Source organism: Citrobacter rodentium NBRC 105723 = DSM 16636 (assembly GCF_021278985.1).
In the GTDB taxonomy this organism is placed as follows: Bacteria; Pseudomonadota; Gammaproteobacteria; order Enterobacterales; family Enterobacteriaceae; genus Citrobacter_A; species Citrobacter_A rodentium.
The window spans coordinates 2,947,699-2,967,536 of record NZ_CP082833.1; the positions used below are offsets into that span (position 1 = coordinate 2,947,699).

Here is a 19,838-nt window from a genome sequence, read left to right on the forward strand (position 1 = left end):
TGACGCATTTATTTATTGGTATCGCATGAACCCCATCGTAATTAATCGGCTTCAACGGAAGCTGGGCTACACTTTTACTCATCAGGAGTTGTTGCAGCAGGCATTAACCCACCGCAGTGCCAGCAGCAAACATAACGAGCGTTTAGAGTTTCTTGGCGACTCAATTTTAAGTTTCGTGATTGCGAATGCGCTGTATCACCGTTTTCCGCGCGTGGATGAAGGGGATATGAGCCGTATGCGCGCGACGCTGGTGCGGGGGAATACCCTGGCGGAGCTGGCCCGTGAATTCGATCTGGGCGAATGTCTGCGCCTGGGACCGGGTGAACTGAAAAGCGGCGGCTACCGTCGTGAGTCTATCCTGGCCGATACCGTAGAAGCGTTAATTGGCGGGGTCTTCCTCGACAGCGACATTCAGACCGTTGAAAAGCTGATCCTCAACTGGTATCAGACCCGTCTGGATGAAATCAGTCCGGGCGATAAGCAAAAAGATCCTAAAACGCGTTTACAGGAATATTTGCAGGGTCGCCACCTGCCGCTGCCGTCGTATCTGGTGGTGCAGGTTCGTGGCGAAGCGCACGATCAGGAATTTACTATCCACTGCCAGGTCAGCGGCCTGAGTGAACCGGTGGTTGGCACAGGTTCGAGCCGTCGTAAGGCGGAGCAGGCTGCCGCCGAACAGGCGCTGAAAAAACTGGAGCTGGAATGAGCGAAGACAAAAGCTACTGCGGATTTATCGCCATCGTCGGACGGCCGAACGTGGGTAAATCCACCCTGTTAAATAAGCTGCTCGGGCAGAAGATCTCGATCACCTCCCGGAAAGCGCAGACCACGCGCCACCGTATTGTCGGCATCCATACCGAAGGGGCTTATCAGGCAATCTATGTCGATACGCCGGGCCTGCATATGGAAGAGAAGCGCGCCATCAACCGCCTGATGAACAAAGCGGCCAGCAGCTCCATCGGTGACGTTGAGCTGGTGATCTTCGTGGTTGAAGGCACGCGCTGGACGCCGGACGACGAGATGGTGCTCAACAAGCTGCGCGACGGCAAAGCGCCGGTGATCCTGGCGGTGAACAAAGTGGATAACGTGCAGGAGAAGGCCGATCTGCTGCCGCATCTGCAGTTCCTGGCAAGCCAGATGAACTTCCTCGACATCGTGCCGATGTCCGCGGAAACCGGGATGAACGTCGATACCATCGCCGGTATCGTGCGCAAGCACCTGCCGGAAGCGGTTCACCATTTCCCGGAAGATTACATCACCGATCGTTCCCAGCGCTTTATGGCCTCCGAGATTATCCGTGAAAAGCTGATGCGCTTCCTCGGCGCGGAGCTGCCTTACTCGGTAACCGTCGAGATCGAGCGCTTCGTGTCGAACGAACGCGGCGGCTACGATATCAACGGGCTGATCCTCGTTGAGCGCGAAGGGCAGAAGAAGATGGTGATTGGCAACAAAGGGGCCAAAATCAAAACCATCGGCATCGAAGCGCGGAAAGATATGCAGGAGATGTTTGAAGCCCCGGTTCACCTTGAGCTGTGGGTGAAAGTGAAATCAGGCTGGGCCGACGACGAGCGTGCGCTGCGCAGTCTCGGTTATGTCGACGACCTCTGAGTTAACGCTACGTGGATGGATGGCAGCGCGCGTTTGTCCTGCATAGTCGTCCGTGGAGCGAAACCAGCCTGATGCTGGACGTCTTCACGGAAGAGTCCGGCCGCGTGCGTCTGGTCGCCAAAGGCGCGCGCTCAAAACGTTCGAATCTGAAAGGCGCTCTTCAGCCTTTCACCCCTCTGCTGGTCCGTTTTGGCGGGCGCGGCGAAGTCAAAACGCTTCGCAACGCCGAAGCGGTGTCGCTGGCGCTGCCCCTGAGCGGCATCACCTTGTACAGCGGTCTGTACGTCAACGAATTACTCGCCCGCGTGCTGGAGCACGAAACGCGATTTTCCGCGCTCTTCTTTGATTATCTGCACTGCATCCAGGCGCTGGCGGGCGTTTCCGGCACGCCGGAACCGGTGCTGCGACGTTTCGAACTGGCGCTGCTTGGTCACCTCGGCTATGGCGTGGACTTTCTTCACTGCGCGGGCAGCGGTGAGCCGGTGGATGACACCATGACCTACCGCTACCGTGAAGAAAAAGGATTTATCGCCAGCGTGGTAATCGATAACAGCACCTTTACCGGAAGAGAGCTGCGGGCGCTGGCGGAACGTGACTTTCCCGATGCCGATACCCTGCGCGCCGCGAAACGCTTTACCCGCATAGCGCTGAAGCCGTATCTTGGTGGGAAACCCTTAAAGAGCCGCGAATTATTCCGGCAGTTTATGCCAAAGCGAAAATAAAAAAACGAGGATTGTCATGGCTGAATTACTGTTAGGCGTCAACATTGACCATATTGCCACGTTACGCAATGCCCGCGGTACGGCTTATCCGGACCCGGTGCAGGCGGCGTTTATTGCCGAACAGGCGGGCGCGGATGGTATTACCGTCCACCTGCGCGAAGATCGCCGCCATATCACCGATCGCGATGTCCGTATTCTGCGTCAGACGCTGGATACCCGAATGAACCTGGAGATGGCGGTCACGGAAGAGATGCTGGCGATTGCCGTCGAGACTCAGCCGCATTTCTGCTGTCTGGTGCCGGAGAAGCGTCAGGAAGTGACGACTGAAGGCGGCCTCGACGTGGCCGGACAGCGTGACAAAATGCGCGACGCCTGCAAACGACTGGCGGATGCCGGGATCCTCGTATCGCTGTTCATCGACGCGGACGAAGCGCAGATCAAAGCGGCTGCTGAAGTGGGCGCGCCGTATATTGAAATCCATACCGGCTGTTACGCCGATGCGCAGACTGACGCTGAACAGGCGCAGGAGCTGGCGCGCATCGCCAGGGCCGCGACCTTTGCCGCCAGCCTCGGCCTGAAGGTCAACGCCGGTCACGGGCTGACCTACCACAATGTGAAAGCCATCGCCGCGCTGCCGGAGATGCATGAACTGAATATCGGCCATGCGATTATCGGGCGCGCGGTGATGAGCGGTCTGAAAGAGGCGGTGGCCGAAATGAAGCGCCTGATGCTGGAAGCGCGCGGCTAATGGCGATCCTCGGTTTAGGCACCGATATTGTGGAGATTAGCCGCATTGAGGCGGTGATCTCCCGCTCCGGCGACCGCCTGGCCAGACGGGTGCTCAGCGACAACGAGTGGGCGATCTGGCAGACGCACCAGCAGCCGGTGCGTTTTCTCGCCAAGCGCTTTGCGGTCAAAGAGGCGGCGGCGAAAGCGTTCGGCACCGGTATCCGCAATGGCCTGGCGTTTAATCAGTTTGAAGTGTTTAACGATGAGCTGGGGAAACCGCGTCTGCGACTGTGGGGCGAAGCCTTAGCGCTGGCGGAAACGCTGGGCGTGGCGCATATGCATGTCACGCTTGCCGACGAACGTCATTACGCCTGCGCTACGGTCATTATCGAGAGTTAAACTTGGCGCCATCCGGCATAATACCTTGCCTGATGGCGCGACGCGGGTTACAGCTTATCGGCGTGGTGCATCAGCACAAACTTATCCCACAGCTGTTCTTCCGTTTCGACACGGGCCGGATCGCGCACAATGGTATTAGGGATCGGGCACACCTTCTGGCAGGTGGCCGTTTCGTAATGACCCACGCACTCGGTGCATTTGTCGCTGTTAATCTCATAAATGCTCTCACCCATTGAAATCGCCTCGTTCGGGCATTCAGGCTCGCACATATCGCAATTAATGCATTTTTTGGTGATTAACAGGGCCATCAGGAAACTCTCATAACATCACAAACCGGGCGGGCATTATACGCGCATTCTTTGCTCAGACCAGTTTTTTTACCAGCGCCTCACTGTGGCGAATTCGCTCCGGCGCATGTTCCAGATCCTGCTGTACCAGCGCCATAAACAGCAGATCCGTCAGCAGGGTCTGCGCGTGGCTGGAAGAGATAGCGGCGCTGCGCGTGGCCTGTTCTTCCGCAATGGTGTACAGGCAGTGGCTGGCGCGCTGTTGTAGTCCGTTGGGCGTGAAACCGGTAATGGCGAGGATCCGGGCGCCGACGCGAAGCGTTTCGTCCGCGGCCAGATTCAGCTCGCGGCGCTCGCCGCTGTAGGAGATGGCGAGCAGCAGGTCGTCCGGCGTCAGCGCCTGTACCGTCGCCAGAAGCGCATGCATATCGCGCTCGACGGTGGCGTTAACGCCAATCTTCAGCAGTTTCCAGGCAAAATTCTGCGCCACCAGCCCCGATGCGCCAATGCCGGTTAACACAATGCGACGGGCGCTGCGTAGCAGCGTCACGCTTTCCGTCAGCTTTTCTTCGCTATTAACGTCGAGGGTGGCGTGCATGGCCGCCACATTCTCTTGGATCAGCTTTTCGCCGACCAGCCGCAGGGGATCGTCGCCGCGGATCTGGTTATGTACCGGCACCGAGTGCGGCGCAGGCGCGCTTGCCAGCGCTTCGCTAAGCGCCAGCTTCAGCGCCGGAAAGCCTTTATAACCGAGCTTTTGCGCGAACTTCACCACGCTGGACTGGCTCACGCCCGCCGCCTCCGCCAGCTGCTGGGAGCTGAGGTGCCTGGCGGCGTCCGGCTGCGTCAGCAGATAATCCGCCAGTCGCCTGTCGCTCTGGGCGAATCCCGGATATCGCTGACGAATATGCGTTAAACAGTTCATGGCTTCCCCCGACAAAAACGTGATGGCGACAGCAAAAAGACATTTTCTCTCGCCGGTATGAATATTATATTCCATCTCTGACGTTTAATATGAATTAAAAATTCCTGAGGAGCAAATATGAATCTCGGCGCTTTAGTATCGGAAACCCGTAATCCACAGACGATGGATCTTGATGCGCTATCCACGCTTGAGCTGGTCCAGCGTTTTAATCAACAGGATGCGCTGGTGGCGGAGGCGGTAAAAGCCACCTTGCCTGACGTCGCGCGCGCGGTCGATGCCGCCGCTGAAGCGTTAAAAGCCGGTGGCCGCATTATCTATATGGGCGCCGGGACCAGCGGACGTCTTGGTGTACTGGATGCCTCCGAGTGCCCGCCGACCTTTGGCGTTCCGCACGGGCTGGTGGTGGGATTAATCGCCGGCGGTCCCGGAGCCTTGCTCAAGGCCGTCGAAGGAGCGGAAGACAACCCGCAGCTCGGTGAAGACGATCTTATCGCCCTTAACCTCAGGCCGCAGGATCTGGTGGTCGGGCTGGCCGCGTCGGGACGCACGCCGTACGTTATCGGCGGGCTGAAATATGCCCGTACATCCGGCTGCGCGACGGTGGCTGTCTCCTGTAACCCTGACTCTCCCGTCGCGCAGGAAGCGGATATCGCCATCTCGCCGGTGGTGGGCCCCGAAGCGCTCACTGGCTCAACCCGCCTGAAGTCCGGCACCGCGCAAAAGCTGGTGCTCAATATGATCTCCACGGGCGCGATGGTGAAATTCGGCAAGGTTTACCAGAACCTGATGGTCGATATGAAGGCCACCAACGTTAAGCTTATCGATCGCGCCTGCCGGATGGTGGTTGAAACTACCGGCATCGCCCGGGAAGAGGCGGAACTCCTGCTGAAGCAGACCGATTTTGACGTTAAACCCGCCATTTTAATGGCGCTGACCGGCCTTAGCGCAGATGAGGCCAGAGACAAACTTGCCGTCCACCAGGGATTCTTACGGGCGGCGTTAGCAGACTAACCGAGGTAGCGATGGATAAGACGGCGGTTCTTGCCAGCGACATTTTGCTGGGAATAGGCGGAGAGCAAAATATTCTGCGTCTGGAAAATTGCATGACGCGCGTCAGGGTCGAGGTTAAAGACGAAGCGGCGCTCGATATTCCGCGTCTCAGGCAGTTGCCGGGGGTCAGCGGCTACGTCAGGCAGGGGGAGCAGCACCAGCTTATCGTTGGCCCCGGTAAGGCGGCAAAAGTGGTCGACGCCATGCGCGCGTTGCTGGCGGAGGGGGGCGCTCGCCCGGCAGTGGAGGATATTGAGCGCGCCAAATCGCAGGCCAAAGCGAAATATAAAGCGCCGATGAGCGATGCGCTGCGCAAGCTGGCGAACGTCTTTATTCCGCTGATACCGGCGTTTATCGCCTCCGGGTTGATTACCGGCATTATCAATATCCTTAAGCGCCCGGATATCGTTGGCGATGTGGCGACGCAGTATCCGAACGTGCTGGCGCTGATGGGCATTTTCGGCAGCGCGGTCTTTGCTATCATGAACATTCTTGTCGGGGTCAATACCGCCAAAGTGTTCGGCGGATCGCTGGCGTTAGGCGGCGTGATGGCCGGTATCCTTTCGAGTCCGCAGCTGGCGCAGGTCACGCTGTTCGGCGAGGCGCTACAGCCCGGACGCGGCGGGGTAATCGCCGTACTGCTGGTCGTGGCGTTAATGTGCTGGATCGAGCGCAAATTGCGCGACGTATTGCCGGGCTCGCTGGAGCTGATCCTTAATCCGCTGCTCACCACTCTGATCACCGGCACAATCGCCATCGTGGCGCTACAGCCGCTGGGCGGCTGGATCTCGGAGTTTATCGCGCATGGCGCATCCTGGGCTATCGATCGCGGCGGTTTTCTGGTGGGGGCGGTGCTGGCAGGCACCTTCCTGCCGCTGGTGCTGACCGGGCTACACCAGGGGCTGGTGCCGATTCATGTTGAACTGGTGCAGGCGCATGGTTACAACGCGCTGCTTCCCGTACTGGCGATGGCAGGCGTCGGGCAGATCGGGGCGGCGATTGCCGTACTGATGAAAACCCGCAACGCGCGCCTGAAAAAAGTGATCAAAGGCGCACTGCCGGTCGGGCTGCTGGGCGTTGGCGAGCCGCTGATTTTCGGCGTCACGCTGCCGCTCGGTAAACCGTTTATCGGCGCGTGTCTCGGCGGCGCGGTCGGCGGCGCGCTGATCGGCTACTGGAAGGTCGCCACCGTGATCACTTTCGGCATTTCCGGTTTACCGCTGGCGTTAACGATTGTGACCGGAAAAGTGATGCTCTATCTGTTAGGCTATTTAGTAGCGGTTATTGCCGGGTTCCTGTTTACCTGGCTGTTGGGGTTCAACGATCCAGAGGAGTAAAGTTTGACCAGTCACGAGCGTCGCGTCGTATTTTTTGATTTGGATGGAACGTTACACCAGCAGGATATGTTCGGCAGCTTCCTGCGTTATCTGTTGCGTCGCCAGCCGCTGAATGCGCTGCTCGTCCTCCCTCTGCTGCCGGTGATTGTCGGGGCTCTGCTGATAAAAGGGCGCGCCGCGCGCTGGCCGATGAGTCTGCTGCTGTGGGGCTGCACCTTCGGCCACAGCGAAGCGCGTTTACAGGCGCTGCACGCTGATTTCGCCCGCTGGTTCCGGGAAAGCGTGACGGCGTTTCCGCTGGTGCAGGAACGTCTGACGACCTATCTGCTCAGTTCCGATGCGGATATCTGGCTTATTACCGGTTCGCCGCAGTCGCTGGTGGAGCAGGTCTATTTTGATACGCCCTGGCTGCCGCGGGTGAACCTTATCGCCAGCCAGATGAAACGCGGCTACGGCGGCTGGGTGCTGACGCTGCGCTGCCTGGGGCATGAGAAAGTGGCGCAGCTTGAGCGGAAAATCGGCACGCCGCTGCGCCTGTACAGCGGCTACAGCGACAGTAACCAGGATAACCCGCTGCTCTATTTTTGCCAGCACCGCTGGCGGGTCACGCCGCAGGGAGAACTTCAGCAGCTGGAATAGTTGAAAGCATAGCGACCATGTATAATGCGCCCGCTATGATTACCGGAGTAAACGCTTTGTCAGCTGTCGAATTTAGCCACGAATACTGGATGCGCCATGCGTTAACCCTCGCGAAGCGCGCCTGGGACGAGCGTGAAGTGCCGGTCGGAGCCGTATTAGTGCATAACAATCGCGTCATCGGCGAAGGATGGAACCGCCCGATTGGCCGTCACGATCCTACCGCCCACGCGGAAATCATGGCGCTGCGTCAGGGCGGGCTGGTATTGCAGAACTACCGGCTGATTGACGCCACGCTGTACGTCACCCTTGAACCGTGCGTAATGTGCGCTGGCGCAATGGTGCACAGTCGCATCAGCCGCGTGGTGTTTGGCGCGCGGGATGCCAAGACCGGCGCAGCCGGTTCGCTCATCGACGTGCTGCATCATCCGGGTATGAACCATCGCGTAGAGATCACCGAGGGCGTGCTGCGCGACGAGTGCGCGACGCTGCTCAGCGATTTCTTCCGCATGCGCCGCCAGGAAATCAAGGCGCTAAAGAAAGCGTCGTCCGCCACTGAGTAATCCTCAGATCCTTTCCGCCGTCGGCGGGTGATGAAAAAAACGGCTGTAGGCGTCCGTCAGGCGCGGAAGCGAAGAAAAACCGCAGGCAGCGGCAATATGCCAGTAAGCAGGCCAGTCAAACTGGCGCTCTTCGCGTTGCAGAAAACGCCCCATCCGCAGCATTGACATGACGATGAGCGCCGCAGGGATATAGAGATAACAGGCTTTGTCACCGCCTTGACCTGGCACTGGTGCGGAAACGCCCGTGATATGGCGGGCATTTTTAGCCGGCGGTTATTCTTCCTCTTTCTGCGGCGGCGAAAACAGCAGGAAAGAGGTATGCGTCAGATAGTGCGATGACGCCTGAGACAGGAAAGAGGAGAGGGGAAACGTTGCGTTATCGAACTCGTCTGGCGATACCACCGGATAAGCCTGCGCCAGTTTCAGAGCCTCGGCGATCTGCTTTTCTTTTTCCTGCAAATAGCCCACCAGGCTGATCTGGTATTTACGGATATTTTCGACGTAGGCATACGCTTCGTGGCCGCGTGCGTAACCATAGGTCAGCTTGCTGTAATACTGTTTCTGACTGAGCAGCGGCAGGCGCTGTTTAACGTCGCTCCAGCTGTCCGGGTTACCTTTGGTTTTGGCCGTCAACGCCCGCGCGTCAAGCATATGCGCGTAGCCCATGTTATAAGCCGCCAGAGCGAACCAGATGCGTTCATCCTCCGGAATACTTTCCGGTAGTTTGCTCATCATACTCTGCAAATAGCGCGCGCCGCCGCTGATGCTCTGTTCGGCATCGGTGCGATCGGTGAGCCCTAAGCTCTGCGCGGTGTTTTTGGTCAGCATCATCATGCCGCGCACGCCGGTCGGCGAGGTGGCCTGCGGGTCCCAGTGCGACTCCTGCCAGGCGATTGCCGCCAGCAGTCGCCAGTCGATCTGCTGGGCATATTTCTCAAACAGCGGTTTCAGCTCGGGCAGCATGGCGTCCACCGCGCGCAGGAAAGTGCGGGTGTCCACATAGTCGAAATCATCGCCGTGCCCCAGGTATTTTTCCTCCAGCCGCGCCAGCGAGCCATCTTCATTGATGCTGTTAAAGAAATCGAGCAGCGCGGCGGATAAGGTGTTGTCATTATCCAGCACGCTAAACCAGGTGACCGGCTGTTCGTCAGTGATATCCAGCGCAACCGCCAGTTCGGGATGGACGCGCTGGTAGAGGCTGATGGCGACGGAATCGGCAATGGTGTAATCCAGTTTGCCGGCGATCACCGCGTTCAGCAGCTCGGTGGTGCCTTTTTTCTTATCGATCCGCCAGCTCAGATCGGGGAACTTTGTCTCTTTCAGGGTTTGCAAATCGTTCACCGCCACATGTCCGGGCGCGATAGTGAGCTGACTGTCGCTGACTTTCTCCAGCGTGCGCGGACGATACTGACCGACCTTATAAACCAGCTGCTGGGAAACGGAGTAGTAGGTAGGGCCAGGCTGATAGTTTTTGACCCGCTCGCTGTTATAGACCAGCCCGGAGGCGAGCAGGTCGGCGTTGCCGTTATCGAGATCGTCGAACAGCTGGCTGATGTTCTGGCGCACGGTCACCTTCAGCTTTACGCCAAGATAGTTCGCGAACTGCTGCGCCAGTTCATAGTCCAGCCCATAGGGCTTGCCGTTGAGCTGAGAGTAGGTCAGCGGCGAGCTGACCGTGCTTACGCGCAGCTCTCCCCGCGCCTGAATGGCGGCGATACGGGAGTCGGCTTTACCGAACCAGGGAATCGAGGGCCAAAGCGCAGCGGCCAGCAGTAGCGTCAGTATGCCGATGAACAGATAATTAATCTTTAATTTTTTCAATTAGTTAATTCTCTGTATCGTGCTTTGCCTCAGACTTGGGAAAAATGCCAGGAAAATTAAGAGTATTCATTGATGAGCGGCATTTTGCTTAAAGTTGCGTCAGTTGGCAACTAATTAGAACAATTGGCCGCACCGTCTGGCAAAAAGCGGCGGCGATTTTATTTCGACGCAAACGGTTTCGTCAGCGACGCAGATTCTTTATAATGACGCCCGTTTCCCCACTTGGGCACACCGAAAGCTTAGAAGACGAGAGACTTATGATGGAAATTCTGCGTGGTTCGCCTGCACTGTCGGCATTCCGTATCAACAAACTGCTGGCGCGCTTTCAGGCTGCCGGGCTCCAGGTCCACACAATTTACGCCGAGTACGTCCATTTTGCCGATCTGAATGCGCCACTGAACGACGATGAACAGGCGCAGCTTGCCCGCCTGCTGAAGTATGGCCCGAGCCTGAGCAGCCATACGCCGGAAGGCAAACTGCTGCTGGTTACGCCTCGTCCCGGCACCATCTCTCCCTGGTCTTCCAAAGCGACGGATATTGCCCATAACTGCGGCCTGAAGCAGATTGACCGACTGGAGCGCGGCCTTGCTTACTATATTGAAGCGTCCACGCTGAGCGCGGAGCAGTGGCGGCAGGTTGCCGCTGAACTGCATGACCGAATGATGGAGACGGTTTTTACCTCGTTAGACGATGCGCAGAAGCTGTTCGTTCATCATGAACCCGCGCCGGTTGAAAGCGTGGATCTGCTGGGCGAAGGCCGTCAGGCGCTGATCGACGCCAACCTGCGCCTCGGTCTGGCGCTGGCGGAAGACGAAATTGATTATCTTCAGGATGCGTTCACGAAGCTCGGGCGTAACCCGAACGATATCGAACTGTATATGTTCGCCCAGGCGAACTCCGAGCACTGCCGCCACAAGATTTTTAACGCCGACTGGGTGATTAACGGCGAGCAGCAGCCGAAGTCGCTGTTCAAAATGATCAAAAACACCTTTGAAACCACTCCGGACCACGTGCTGTCTGCCTATAAGGACAACGCAGCGGTGATGGAAGGCTCAGAGGTTGGTCGCTATTTTGCCGACCATCAGACCGGCCGCTACGACTTCCACCAGGAGCCGGCGCATATACTGATGAAGGTTGAAACCCATAACCACCCGACGGCAATCTCGCCGTGGCCGGGGGCGGCGACCGGTTCCGGCGGCGAAATCCGCGACGAAGGCGCAACCGGACGCGGGGCGAAGCCAAAAGCGGGGCTGGTGGGCTTCTCGGTGTCCAACCTGCGTATTCCGGGCTTTGAGCAGCCGTGGGAAGAAGATTTCGGCAAGCCGGAGCGTATTGTGACCGCGCTGGATATCATGACCGAAGGGCCGCTGGGCGGCGCGGCGTTCAACAACGAATTTGGCCGTCCGGCGCTGAACGGCTACTTCCGTACCTATGAAGAAAGGGTCAACAGCCATAACGGCGAAGAGCTGCGCGGCTATCACAAGCCGATCATGCTGGCGGGCGGGATAGGCAACATCCGCGCCGATCACGTCCAGAAGGGCGAGATCAACGTCGGCGCGAAGCTGATCGTTCTCGGCGGTCCGGCGATGAACATCGGCCTGGGCGGCGGCGCGGCGTCGTCAATGGCCTCCGGCCAGTCCGACGCGGATCTCGACTTCGCCTCCGTTCAGCGCGACAACCCGGAAATGGAGCGTCGCTGCCAGGAGGTGATTGACCGCTGCTGGCAGCTGGGCGACGCCAACCCCATCCTCTTTATTCATGACGTTGGCGCGGGCGGGCTTTCCAACGCCATGCCGGAGCTGGTGAGCGACGGCGGACGCGGCGGTAAGTTCGAACTGCGCGACATTCTCAGCGACGAGCCGGGCATGAGCCCGCTGGAGATCTGGTGTAACGAATCCCAGGAGCGCTACGTGCTGGCGGTAGCCGCTGACCAGCTTCCGCTGTTCGACGAGCTGTGCCGCCGCGAACGCGCGCCTTACGCGGTGATTGGCGAAGCGACGGAAGAAAAGCACCTGTCGCTGAACGACCGTCACTTTAACAATCAGCCGATCGATCTGCCGTTGGACGTGCTGCTCGGCAAAACGCCGAAAATGACTCGCGACGTGCAGAGCCTGAAAGCGAAAGGCGAGGCCCTGAACCGCACGGAGATCGTACTTGCCGATGCGGTGAAGCGCGTTCTGCATCTGCCGACCGTCGCGGAAAAAACCTTCCTTGTGACCATTGGCGACCGTACCGTTACCGGCATGGTGTCCCGCGATCAGATGGTCGGCCCGTGGCAGGTGCCGGTGGCGAACTGCGCGGTAACCACCGCCAGCCTTGACAGCTACTACGGCGAAGCGATGGCTATTGGCGAACGCGCGCCGGTGGCGCTGCTGGACTTCTCCGCCTCTGCCCGTCTGGCGGTCGGCGAAGCGCTGACCAACATTGCCGCCACGCAGATTGGCGACATCAAACGCATTAAGCTTTCCGCGAACTGGATGGCGGCAGCCGGACACCCGGGGGAAGACGCCGGTCTGTATGAAGCGGTGAAGGCGGTGGGCGAAGAACTTTGTCCGGCGCTTGGCCTGACCATTCCGGTGGGCAAAGACTCCATGTCGATGAAAACCCGCTGGCAGGAAGGCAGCGAACAGCGCGAAATGACCTCGCCGCTGTCGCTGGTGATCTCCGCTTTCGCCCGCGTCGAGGATGTGCGTCATACCGTTACGCCGCAGCTCTCGACCGAAGACAACGCGCTGCTGCTGATTGACCTGGGTCTTGGCCATAACGCGCTGGGCGCGACCGCGCTGGCGCAGGTGTACCGTCAGCTTGGCGATACGCCCGCAGACGTGCGCGACGTGGCGCAGCTGAAGGGCTTCTACGATGCGATTCAGGCGCTGGTGGCGCAGGGTAAACTGCTGGCCTACCATGACCGCTCTGACGGCGGCCTGCTGGTGACGCTGGCGGAAATGGCCTTTACCGGCCACTGCGGTATTCAGGCGGATATCGCCACGCTTGGCGACGATCGCCTGGCGGCGCTGTTTAACGAAGAGCTGGGCGCGGTGATTCAGGTGCGCGCCGCGGATCGTGACGCCGTGGAAGCGCTGCTGGCGCAATACGGCCTTGGCGACTGTGTACATTACCTTGGGCAGGCCGTGGCGGGCGACCGCTTTGTGATTGACGCTGACGGCCAGACGGTCTTTAGCGAAAGCCGCACCACGCTGCGCGTCTGGTGGGCGGAAACCACCTGGCAGATGCAGCGTCTGCGCGACAACCCGGAGTGTGCCGACCAGGAGCACAAGGCGAAAGCCAACGATGCCGATCCGGGGCTGAACGTGAAGCTTTCTTTCGACATCAATGAAGATGTCGCCGCGCCGTATATCGCCACCGGCGCGCGTCCGAAGGTCGCCGTTCTGCGTGAGCAGGGGGTGAACTCCCATGTCGAAATGGCGGCAGCATTCCACCGCGCAGGCTTTGACGCCATTGACGTGCATATGAGCGATCTGCTCGGCGGTCGTATCGGGCTGGGTAACTTCCATGCGCTGGTCGCCTGCGGCGGCTTCTCCTACGGCGACGTGCTGGGGGCGGGCGAAGGCTGGGCGAAATCCATTCTGTTCAACAGCCGCGTGCGCGATGAGTTTGAAACCTTCTTCCACCGTCCGCAGTCCCTGGCGCTTGGGGTGTGTAACGGCTGCCAGATGATGTCGAACCTGCGTGAGCTGATCCCCGGCAGCGAACTGTGGCCGCGCTTTGTGCGTAATCATTCCGATCGCTTCGAAGCCCGCTTCAGCCTGGTGGAAGTGACGCAAAGCCCGTCGCTGCTGCTGCAGGGGATGGTCGGTTCGCAGATGCCCATCGCCGTCTCTCACGGTGAGGGACGTGTGGAGGTTCGCGACGACGCGCACCTGGCTCAGCTTGAGAGTAAAGGCCTGGTGGCGCTGCGCTATGTCGATAACTTCGGCAAGGTGACGGAAACCTATCCGGCAAACCCGAACGGTTCGCCGAACGGCATTACCGCGGTCACCACGGAAAGCGGGCGCGTCACGATTATGATGCCGCATCCGGAGCGCGTGTTCCGTACCGTCAGCAACTCCTGGCACCCGGAAAACTGGGGCGAGGATGGTCCGTGGATGCGAATCTTCCGCAACGCGCGTAAGCAGCTGGGGTAAACAGCAGGTCGAATCACATGCCAGCGGCCCGGTGAATATCACCGGGCTTTTTTATGGCTGTCGCTAATTCGCGACAACAGAGGACTCGGCATGTCGCCAAAAGGTGACATATAACTTATTGATTTTTATATAGCAGTATCGTCTGCTTTTAAGGTGTTGCTAATTGACGACACTGCGATGAAAAATCAGTCAGCTCGCTGACGGCTATGATTTGTCATAAAGATGAGTCATTTCATGGTGTTAATGATTTGTTTTATTTGTTGGCACAGTTACTGCATAATAAACAGCAGTGGCTCATTCACCTTCTTATGTCAGCCCCTTCGGGACGTGCTACATAAACTTCGAATGACGCACAACAAGGTGCCTGCCGTCCAGCTTCTGATAACAGCATTGCTTTATCAGCCATCGGGCGAAACGTCGAGTTAGGCACCGCCTTATTCCATAACAAAGCCGGGTTAAGCCCGGCTTTGTTGTATCTGGCGTTTCCCTCGGTTAGCATCGTTCCATTCTTCTTCTTTGAGAGTAACGCCTTGAAGCGCTGGTCTGTTTTCCCCCGCTCATTACGCCAACTGGTGATGCTGGCATTCCTGCTGATCCTGTTGCCGCTGCTGGTCCTCGCCTGGCAGGCGTGGCAGAGTCTCAACGCCCTGAGCGCCCAGGCGGCGCTGACCAACCGGACGACGCTTATCGACGCCCGTCGCAGCGAGGCGATGACCAACGTGGCGCTGGAGATGGAGCGCAGCTACCGTCAGTACTGCGTGCTTGACGACCCCACGCTGGCGAAGGTGTATCAGAGCCAGCGTCTGCGTTACAGCGAGATGCTCGACGCCCATGCCGGGGTATTGCCGGACGATAAGCTGTACCAGGCGTTGCATCAGGATCTGAACGATCTGGCGCAATTGCAGTGCCGCAATAGCGGGCCGGATACCGCCGCCGCCGCGCGGCTGGAGGCGTTTGCCAGCGCCAATACCGAAATGGTGCAGGCGACGCGCGCCGTGGTCTTTTCGCGCGGGCAGCAGCTTCAACAGGAGATTGCCGAGCGCGGGCAATTCTTTGGCTGGCAGGCGCTGGCGCTGTTTCTGGTCAGCCTCGCGATGGTGCTGCTGTTTACGCGGATGATTATCGGGCCGGTAAAAGGCATTGAGCGAATGATCAACCGGCTGGGGGAGGGGCGTTCACTCGGCAATACTGTCACCTTCACCGGACCGCGGGAGCTACGTTCCGTGGGGCAGCGCATTATCTGGCTGAGCGAGCGCCTTTCCTGGCTGGAGTCCCAGCGCCATCAGTTTTTACGCCACCTCTCCCATGAGCTGAAAACGCCGCTCGCCAGTATGCGCGAAGGCACCGAACTGCTGGCCGATGGGGTCGTCGGTCCTTTAACGCCTGAACAAAAAGAGGTGGTCGGCATTCTTGATGACAGCAGTCGCAATCTGCAAAAATTGATTGAGCAACTGCTGGATTACAACCGCAAGCTGGCCGACAGCGCCGTCGAGCTGGAAAGCGTCGAGATTGCGCCGTTGGTGGATATGGTGGTGTCCGCCCACAGTTTACCCGCCCGCGCTAAAATGATGCATACTGAGGTGGCGCTGACCGCAGAGCGCTGTCTGGCCGAGCCGATGCTGCTGATGAGCGTACTGGACAATCTTTATTCCAATGCGGTGCACTATGGCGCTGAATCCGGTAACATTCGTGTCTGCAGCCGCTTGCAGGGAACCACGGTTTATATCGATGTCATCAATACCGGGGCGCCCATCCCGGAAGCGGAAAAATCCATGATTTTCGAGCCCTTTTTCCAGGGAAGCCAGCAACGAAAAGGGGCGGTAAAAGGCAGCGGGCTGGGGCTGAGTATCGCCCGGGATTGCATCCGCCGTATGCAGGGGGAGCTTTACCTTGTCGATGAGCGGGAACAAGAGGTGTGCTTCCGTATCGAACTGCCATTATCTGCATCGGAAAACGATTAATAGCCTGATGAGACAGGCACTAAATAAATAAGTCTGGTAAATATGCCACACGTTTTAGCCCACATTTTTCAACGCTTTTTCTCCCGCCGGGCCATTGCGGCGGGAATCTCCTGCCTGGCGCTGATCGGCTGTACGCCCCATGTCGTCAGGCATGCCGTACCGCAGGAAAAGATCCCCACCACGCAGCTGGCGGATTATCTGTCGGTTGAGTGTACCGATATCTGGCGGCTGCACGGTCCCGCGACCGATACCAATCCGCTGTACTGGCTGCGCGCCATTGACTGCGCCGAGCGGCTGATGCCGGTGCAGTCGCGCAATGAAGCCCGGATACTGGCCGACGACAGCTGGCAAAACGCTTTTAAGCGCGGCGTACTGCTGGCGAACGCCAGAATCACCCCGCTCGAGCGTCGTGATAATATCGCCCGTCTGGACGCCTTAAGCCCGCAGATCCCGACCCAGGTGCGACCGCTCTATCAAATCTGGCGTGACGGACAGGCATTGCAATTACAGCTTTCAGAAGAGCGCCAGCGCTACAGCAAACTGCAACAAACCAGCGACAGCGAGCTGGATACGTTGCGCCAGCAGCAACAGCATATGCAGGCGCAGCTGGAGCTCACCACCCGTAAGCTCGAAAACCTGACGGATATCGAACGCCGGCTCTCCAGCCGTAAGCCAGGCGGGAGCTACACGCCTGACGCGATACACGGTGATGACCACCCCGCCGCGCCGGTATCGCCTGACGAAGAGGTATCGCCATGATAAGCCGTAAACCTGCGCATTTGCTGCTGGTGGATGACGATCCGGGCCTGCTGAAGCTGCTCGGTATGCGCCTGACCAGCGAAGGATACAGCGTGGTGACGGCAGAAAGCGGAGCCGAAGGGTTGCGCGTGCTGAACCGCGAAAAAGTGGATCTGGTCATCAGCGACCTGCGAATGGATGAAATGGACGGAATGCAGCTGTTCAGCGAGATCCAGAAGGTGCAGCCGGGAATGCCGGTGATCATTCTGACCGCGCACGGTTCGATTCCGGACGCGGTTGCCGCGACGCAAAAGGGGGTCTTTAGCTTCCTGACCAAACCGGTGGATAAAGACGCGCTGTATCAGGCGATTGATGAGGCGCTGGAGCAGTCCGCGCCCGCGACAGACGACAGCTGGCGCGAGTCTATCGTCACCCGCAGCCCGCTGATGCTGCGTCTGCTGGAGCAGGCGCGGATGGTGGCGCAGTCCGACGTCAGCGTGCTGATCAACGGGCAAAGCGGCACCGGGAAAGAGATCTTCGCTCAGGCGATCCACAATGCCAGCCCGCGCAGCGGTAAGCCGTTCATCGCCATTAACTGCGGCGCGCTGCCGGAACAGCTGCTGGAGTCGGAGCTGTTTGGTCATGCCCGCGGCGCGTTTACCGGCGCGGTCAGCAATCGCGAAGGGTTATTTCAGGCGGCAGAGGGCGGAACGCTGTTTCTCGATGAAATCGGCGATATGCCCGCGCCGCTGCAGGTCAAGCTGCTGCGCGTGTTGCAGGAGCGTAAGGTCAGGCCGCTGGGCAGCAACCGCGATATCGACATCAACGTGCGCATTATTTCCGCCACCCACCGCGACCTGCCGAAAGCGATGGCGCGCGGCGAATTTCGCGAAGATTTATACTACCGTCTCAATGTGGTGAGCCTGAAAATCCCGGCGCTGGCCGAGCGCGCGGAGGATATTCCCCTGCTGGCTAACCATCTGCTGCGTCAGGCTGCGGAACGGCATAAACCGTTTGTGCGCGCCTTTTCCACCGATGCGATGAAGCGCCTGATGGCTGCCAGCTGGCCGGGCAACGTGCGCCAACTGGTTAACGTGATTGAACAGTGCGTGGCGCTGACCTCCTCGCCGGTGATCAGCGATGCGCTGGTGGAACAGGCGCTGGAAGGGGAAAATACCGCGCTGCCGACCTTTGTCGAAGCGCGTAATCAGTTCGAACTGAACTACCTGCGCAAGCTGCTGCAAATCACTAAGGGCAACGTCACCCACGCGGCGCGAATGGCCGGACGCAACCGGACCGAGTTTTATAAGCTCCTGTCGCGTCATGAGTTAGACGCTAACGACTTTAAAGAGTAGCTCCGCAACATACCGCAAGATATGATACGGTTAGCAACCGGTTACGCGACTAAAACAGGAACACCATGAAAAAGATTGATGCGATTATTAAACCCTTCAAACTGGATGATGTGCGTGAAGCGCTGGCCGAAGTCGGCATCACCGGGATGACGGTAACGGAAGTGAAGGGCTTTGGCCGTCAGAAAGGGCACACTGAACTGTACCGCGGCGCGGAGTATATGGTGGATTTTCTGCCGAAGGTAAAAATTGAAATCGTGGTGCCGGACGACATCGTGGAAACCTGCGTCGATACCATTATCCGCACCGCCCAGACCGGTAAAATTGGCGACGGTAAGATTTTCGTCTTTGACGTGGCGCGGGTGGTGCGTATCCGTACCGGCGAGGAAGACGACGCGGCCATTTAAGCCGCGTTTTGTAGATACTGTTATCGCCTGCAAGCTTTTTTATTTTCCGCCTTACCGGATTGCAGGCATACCAGTCACAGCGCCGTCAGGCGCTGTTTTTTCATCCCTTCCACCATATTTTACGCTGCTACCGGATTATGCCGGGACGCATCGAACGGCACGCCTGACTTCAGAACACCGTACGCCACCTGCGCCAGCTTGCGCATCATCGCACCGATTATCACTTTCCCTTTTTTACCGTTCCCTGCCAGACGGTCACGGAACGCTCTTCCCCATTCCGTTTTACTTACCGCCACCATCGCAGGCATATACAGCGCCCTGCGAAGCGACGCATGTCCGGCTTTACTCATCCGGCTGGCCCTGTTCACACTGCTGCCTGATTCATACCGCCGCGGCGTCAGACCCGCAAAAGCGGCGAACTGCCTGGCATGGGTGAAGCGCTCCTTCAGACCGGTATAAGCCAGTAATACCGCGGACGTTTTCTCCCCGATGCCCGGGATACTTTCCAGCAGCTTCCTGCGGTGCTTCATATCCGGGTCATCATCCGTCAGGTCCTTTATCTGCTTTTCGATGCGCTTAAGTTCGGCATGAAGCCACAGCAGATGGGCGTCTATACTCGGACGCTGCACCTCACGCGCTGTCTCCAGGCGGTTCAGCTCCTGCGTGTGCATGTCCGTCAGCGACTGATGGCGCAGCACCAGAGCCCGCAGGGCCCGTTCAACCGGATGCGGGGCTTCCCACGCCGGAGGGCGCTTCTGACGACAGAACTCTGCCAGCATACGGGCATCCACTGCATCGGTTTTGCTGCGCAGACCTTCACTCTGTGCAAAGGCTTTACCCAGGGCGGGGTTGATGACGGAGACGGTGTAACCGGCATCACTGAGATGAGCGGCAACGTCTTCCATATACGTACTGGTGGCTTCCATGCAGATATGTGCCGGTGCCACGCGATGACCGCTGAGCCAGCGGAGAAGTTCGTCGTGGCCCTTCGGGGTGTTGGCAAATTTTTTGCTGCGGTGACGGCCATCAGGCCGCAACACATCGACATCCAGCTTAGCTTTAGAGACATCGATACCGATAAAATGAAGTTCCTGTTCCATAGTGAGACCAGCCTTGTGAATGCGGATTACCGGGAAAACCGGTCCATGATACTGTCCG

At 58.6% G+C, this 19,838-nt stretch carries 19 protein-coding genes; 14 read left to right on the plus strand and 5 right to left on the minus strand.

Features of this window, described 5'->3' with window-relative positions; translation table 11 throughout:
* The first annotated feature begins 25 nt into the window (after positions 1-25).
* Genes rnc through acpS form a run of 5 tightly spaced genes read left to right on the plus strand, consistent with a single transcriptional unit; the run spans position 26 to position 3,458 of the window.
* Entirely contained in the window at positions 26-706 is a 681-nt protein-coding gene (gene rnc, locus K7R23_RS13925; protein ID WP_012906690.1) for a ribonuclease III, read from the plus strand.
* Positions 703-1,608, plus strand: a complete 906-nt coding sequence (gene era, locus K7R23_RS13930) for a GTPase Era (RefSeq protein WP_012906689.1) — start codon at positions 703-705, stop codon at positions 1,606-1,608. Before rnc ends, era begins: the two co-directional genes overlap by 4 nt.
* Positions 1,609-1,619: 11 nt before the next feature.
* Positions 1,620-2,330, plus strand: coding sequence for a DNA repair protein RecO (recO, locus tag K7R23_RS13935; RefSeq protein WP_012906688.1), 711 nt, complete (start codon positions 1,620-1,622; stop codon positions 2,328-2,330).
* Between the two features lie 16 nt (positions 2,331-2,346).
* A complete protein-coding gene (gene pdxJ / locus K7R23_RS13940) occupies positions 2,347-3,078 on the plus strand; it encodes a pyridoxine 5'-phosphate synthase (protein WP_012906687.1) in 732 nt (243 codons plus the stop codon).
* Positions 3,078-3,458, plus strand: a complete 381-nt coding sequence (gene acpS, locus K7R23_RS13945; protein ID WP_024132774.1) for a holo-ACP synthase — start codon at positions 3,078-3,080, stop codon at positions 3,456-3,458. The genes pdxJ and acpS overlap by 1 nt, the downstream gene beginning before the upstream one ends.
* A 47-nt stretch (positions 3,459-3,505) precedes the next feature.
* Here the strand turns inward: acpS and K7R23_RS13950 are convergent, their stop codons facing one another.
* Together K7R23_RS13950 and K7R23_RS13955 are read right to left on the minus strand one after the other, a co-directional pair.
* Positions 3,506-3,766 carry a YfhL family 4Fe-4S dicluster ferredoxin gene (locus K7R23_RS13950; protein ID WP_012906685.1) on the minus strand — a complete coding sequence of 87 codons (261 nt, stop codon included), beginning with the start codon at positions 3,764-3,766 and terminating at the stop codon, positions 3,506-3,508.
* A 55-nt stretch (positions 3,767-3,821) separates the two neighbouring features.
* Positions 3,822-4,670: a MurR/RpiR family transcriptional regulator gene (locus tag K7R23_RS13955; protein WP_012906684.1), complete on the minus strand. Its 849-nt coding sequence runs from the start codon at positions 4,668-4,670 to the stop codon at positions 3,822-3,824.
* Positions 4,671-4,787: 117 nt separating this feature from the next.
* Here K7R23_RS13955 and murQ point away from each other — a divergent pair, with 117 nt between their 5' ends.
* Genes murQ through tadA form a run of 4 tightly spaced genes read left to right on the plus strand, consistent with a single transcriptional unit; the run spans position 4,788 to position 8,256 of the window.
* Positions 4,788-5,681, plus strand: a complete 894-nt coding sequence (murQ, locus tag K7R23_RS13960; RefSeq protein ID WP_012906683.1) for an N-acetylmuramic acid 6-phosphate etherase — start codon at positions 4,788-4,790, stop codon at positions 5,679-5,681.
* Between the two features lie 11 nt (positions 5,682-5,692).
* Positions 5,693-7,057, plus strand: coding sequence for a PTS transporter subunit EIIC (locus K7R23_RS13965; protein ID WP_012906682.1), 1,365 nt, complete (start codon positions 5,693-5,695; stop codon positions 7,055-7,057).
* A gap of 3 nt (positions 7,058-7,060) precedes the next feature.
* Entirely contained in the window at positions 7,061-7,696 is a 636-nt protein-coding gene (gene yfhb / locus K7R23_RS13970; protein WP_012906681.1) for a phosphatidylglycerophosphatase C, read from the plus strand.
* Positions 7,697-7,713: 17 nt separating this feature from the next.
* Positions 7,714-8,256, plus strand: coding sequence for a tRNA adenosine(34) deaminase TadA (gene tadA, locus K7R23_RS13975; RefSeq protein WP_012906680.1), 543 nt, complete (start codon positions 7,714-7,716; stop codon positions 8,254-8,256).
* A 3-nt stretch (positions 8,257-8,259) separates the two neighbouring features.
* Here the strand turns inward: tadA and K7R23_RS13980 are convergent, their stop codons facing one another.
* On the minus strand, positions 8,260-8,484 hold the full coding sequence (locus K7R23_RS13980; protein ID WP_012906679.1) for a hypothetical protein: 225 nt from the start codon (positions 8,482-8,484) through the stop codon (positions 8,260-8,262).
* Between the two features lie 45 nt (positions 8,485-8,529).
* A complete protein-coding gene (gene mltF / locus K7R23_RS13985) occupies positions 8,530-10,077 on the minus strand; it encodes a membrane-bound lytic murein transglycosylase MltF (protein ID WP_012906678.1) in 1,548 nt (515 codons plus the stop codon).
* 257 nt (positions 10,078-10,334) lie between these two features.
* On the opposite strand from mltF, the gene purL reads away from it, so the two are divergent.
* The 5 genes from purL to glnB all read left to right on the plus strand — a co-directional run bounded on the left by purL (position 10,335) and on the right by glnB (position 18,680).
* Positions 10,335-14,222 (plus strand): phosphoribosylformylglycinamidine synthase, encoded by a 3,888-nt coding sequence (gene purL, locus K7R23_RS13990; RefSeq protein WP_012906677.1) that lies wholly within the window; start codon positions 10,335-10,337, stop codon positions 14,220-14,222.
* A 530-nt stretch (positions 14,223-14,752) separates the two neighbouring features.
* Positions 14,753-16,183 (plus strand): two component system sensor histidine kinase QseE/GlrK, encoded by a 1,431-nt coding sequence (gene qseE, locus K7R23_RS13995; RefSeq protein ID WP_043013941.1) that lies wholly within the window; start codon positions 14,753-14,755, stop codon positions 16,181-16,183.
* A gap of 42 nt (positions 16,184-16,225) precedes the next feature.
* Entirely contained in the window at positions 16,226-16,942 is a 717-nt protein-coding gene (qseG, locus tag K7R23_RS14000) for a two-component system QseEF-associated lipoprotein QseG (RefSeq protein ID WP_012906675.1), read from the plus strand.
* Positions 16,942-18,276, plus strand: a complete 1,335-nt coding sequence (gene glrR, locus K7R23_RS14005; protein WP_024132770.1) for a two-component system response regulator GlrR — start codon at positions 16,942-16,944, stop codon at positions 18,274-18,276. The genes qseG and glrR overlap by 1 nt, the downstream gene beginning before the upstream one ends.
* Before the next feature lie 65 nt (positions 18,277-18,341).
* On the plus strand, positions 18,342-18,680 hold the full coding sequence (gene glnB / locus K7R23_RS14010; RefSeq protein ID WP_012906673.1) for a nitrogen regulatory protein P-II: 339 nt from the start codon (positions 18,342-18,344) through the stop codon (positions 18,678-18,680).
* A 119-nt stretch (positions 18,681-18,799) separates the two neighbouring features.
* On the opposite strand, the gene K7R23_RS14015 is transcribed toward glnB, so the two are convergent.
* Positions 18,800-19,780, minus strand: a complete 981-nt coding sequence (locus tag K7R23_RS14015) for an IS110-like element ISCro4 family transposase (RefSeq protein WP_012904434.1) — start codon at positions 19,778-19,780, stop codon at positions 18,800-18,802.
* Between the last annotated feature and the right edge of the window lie 58 nt (positions 19,781-19,838).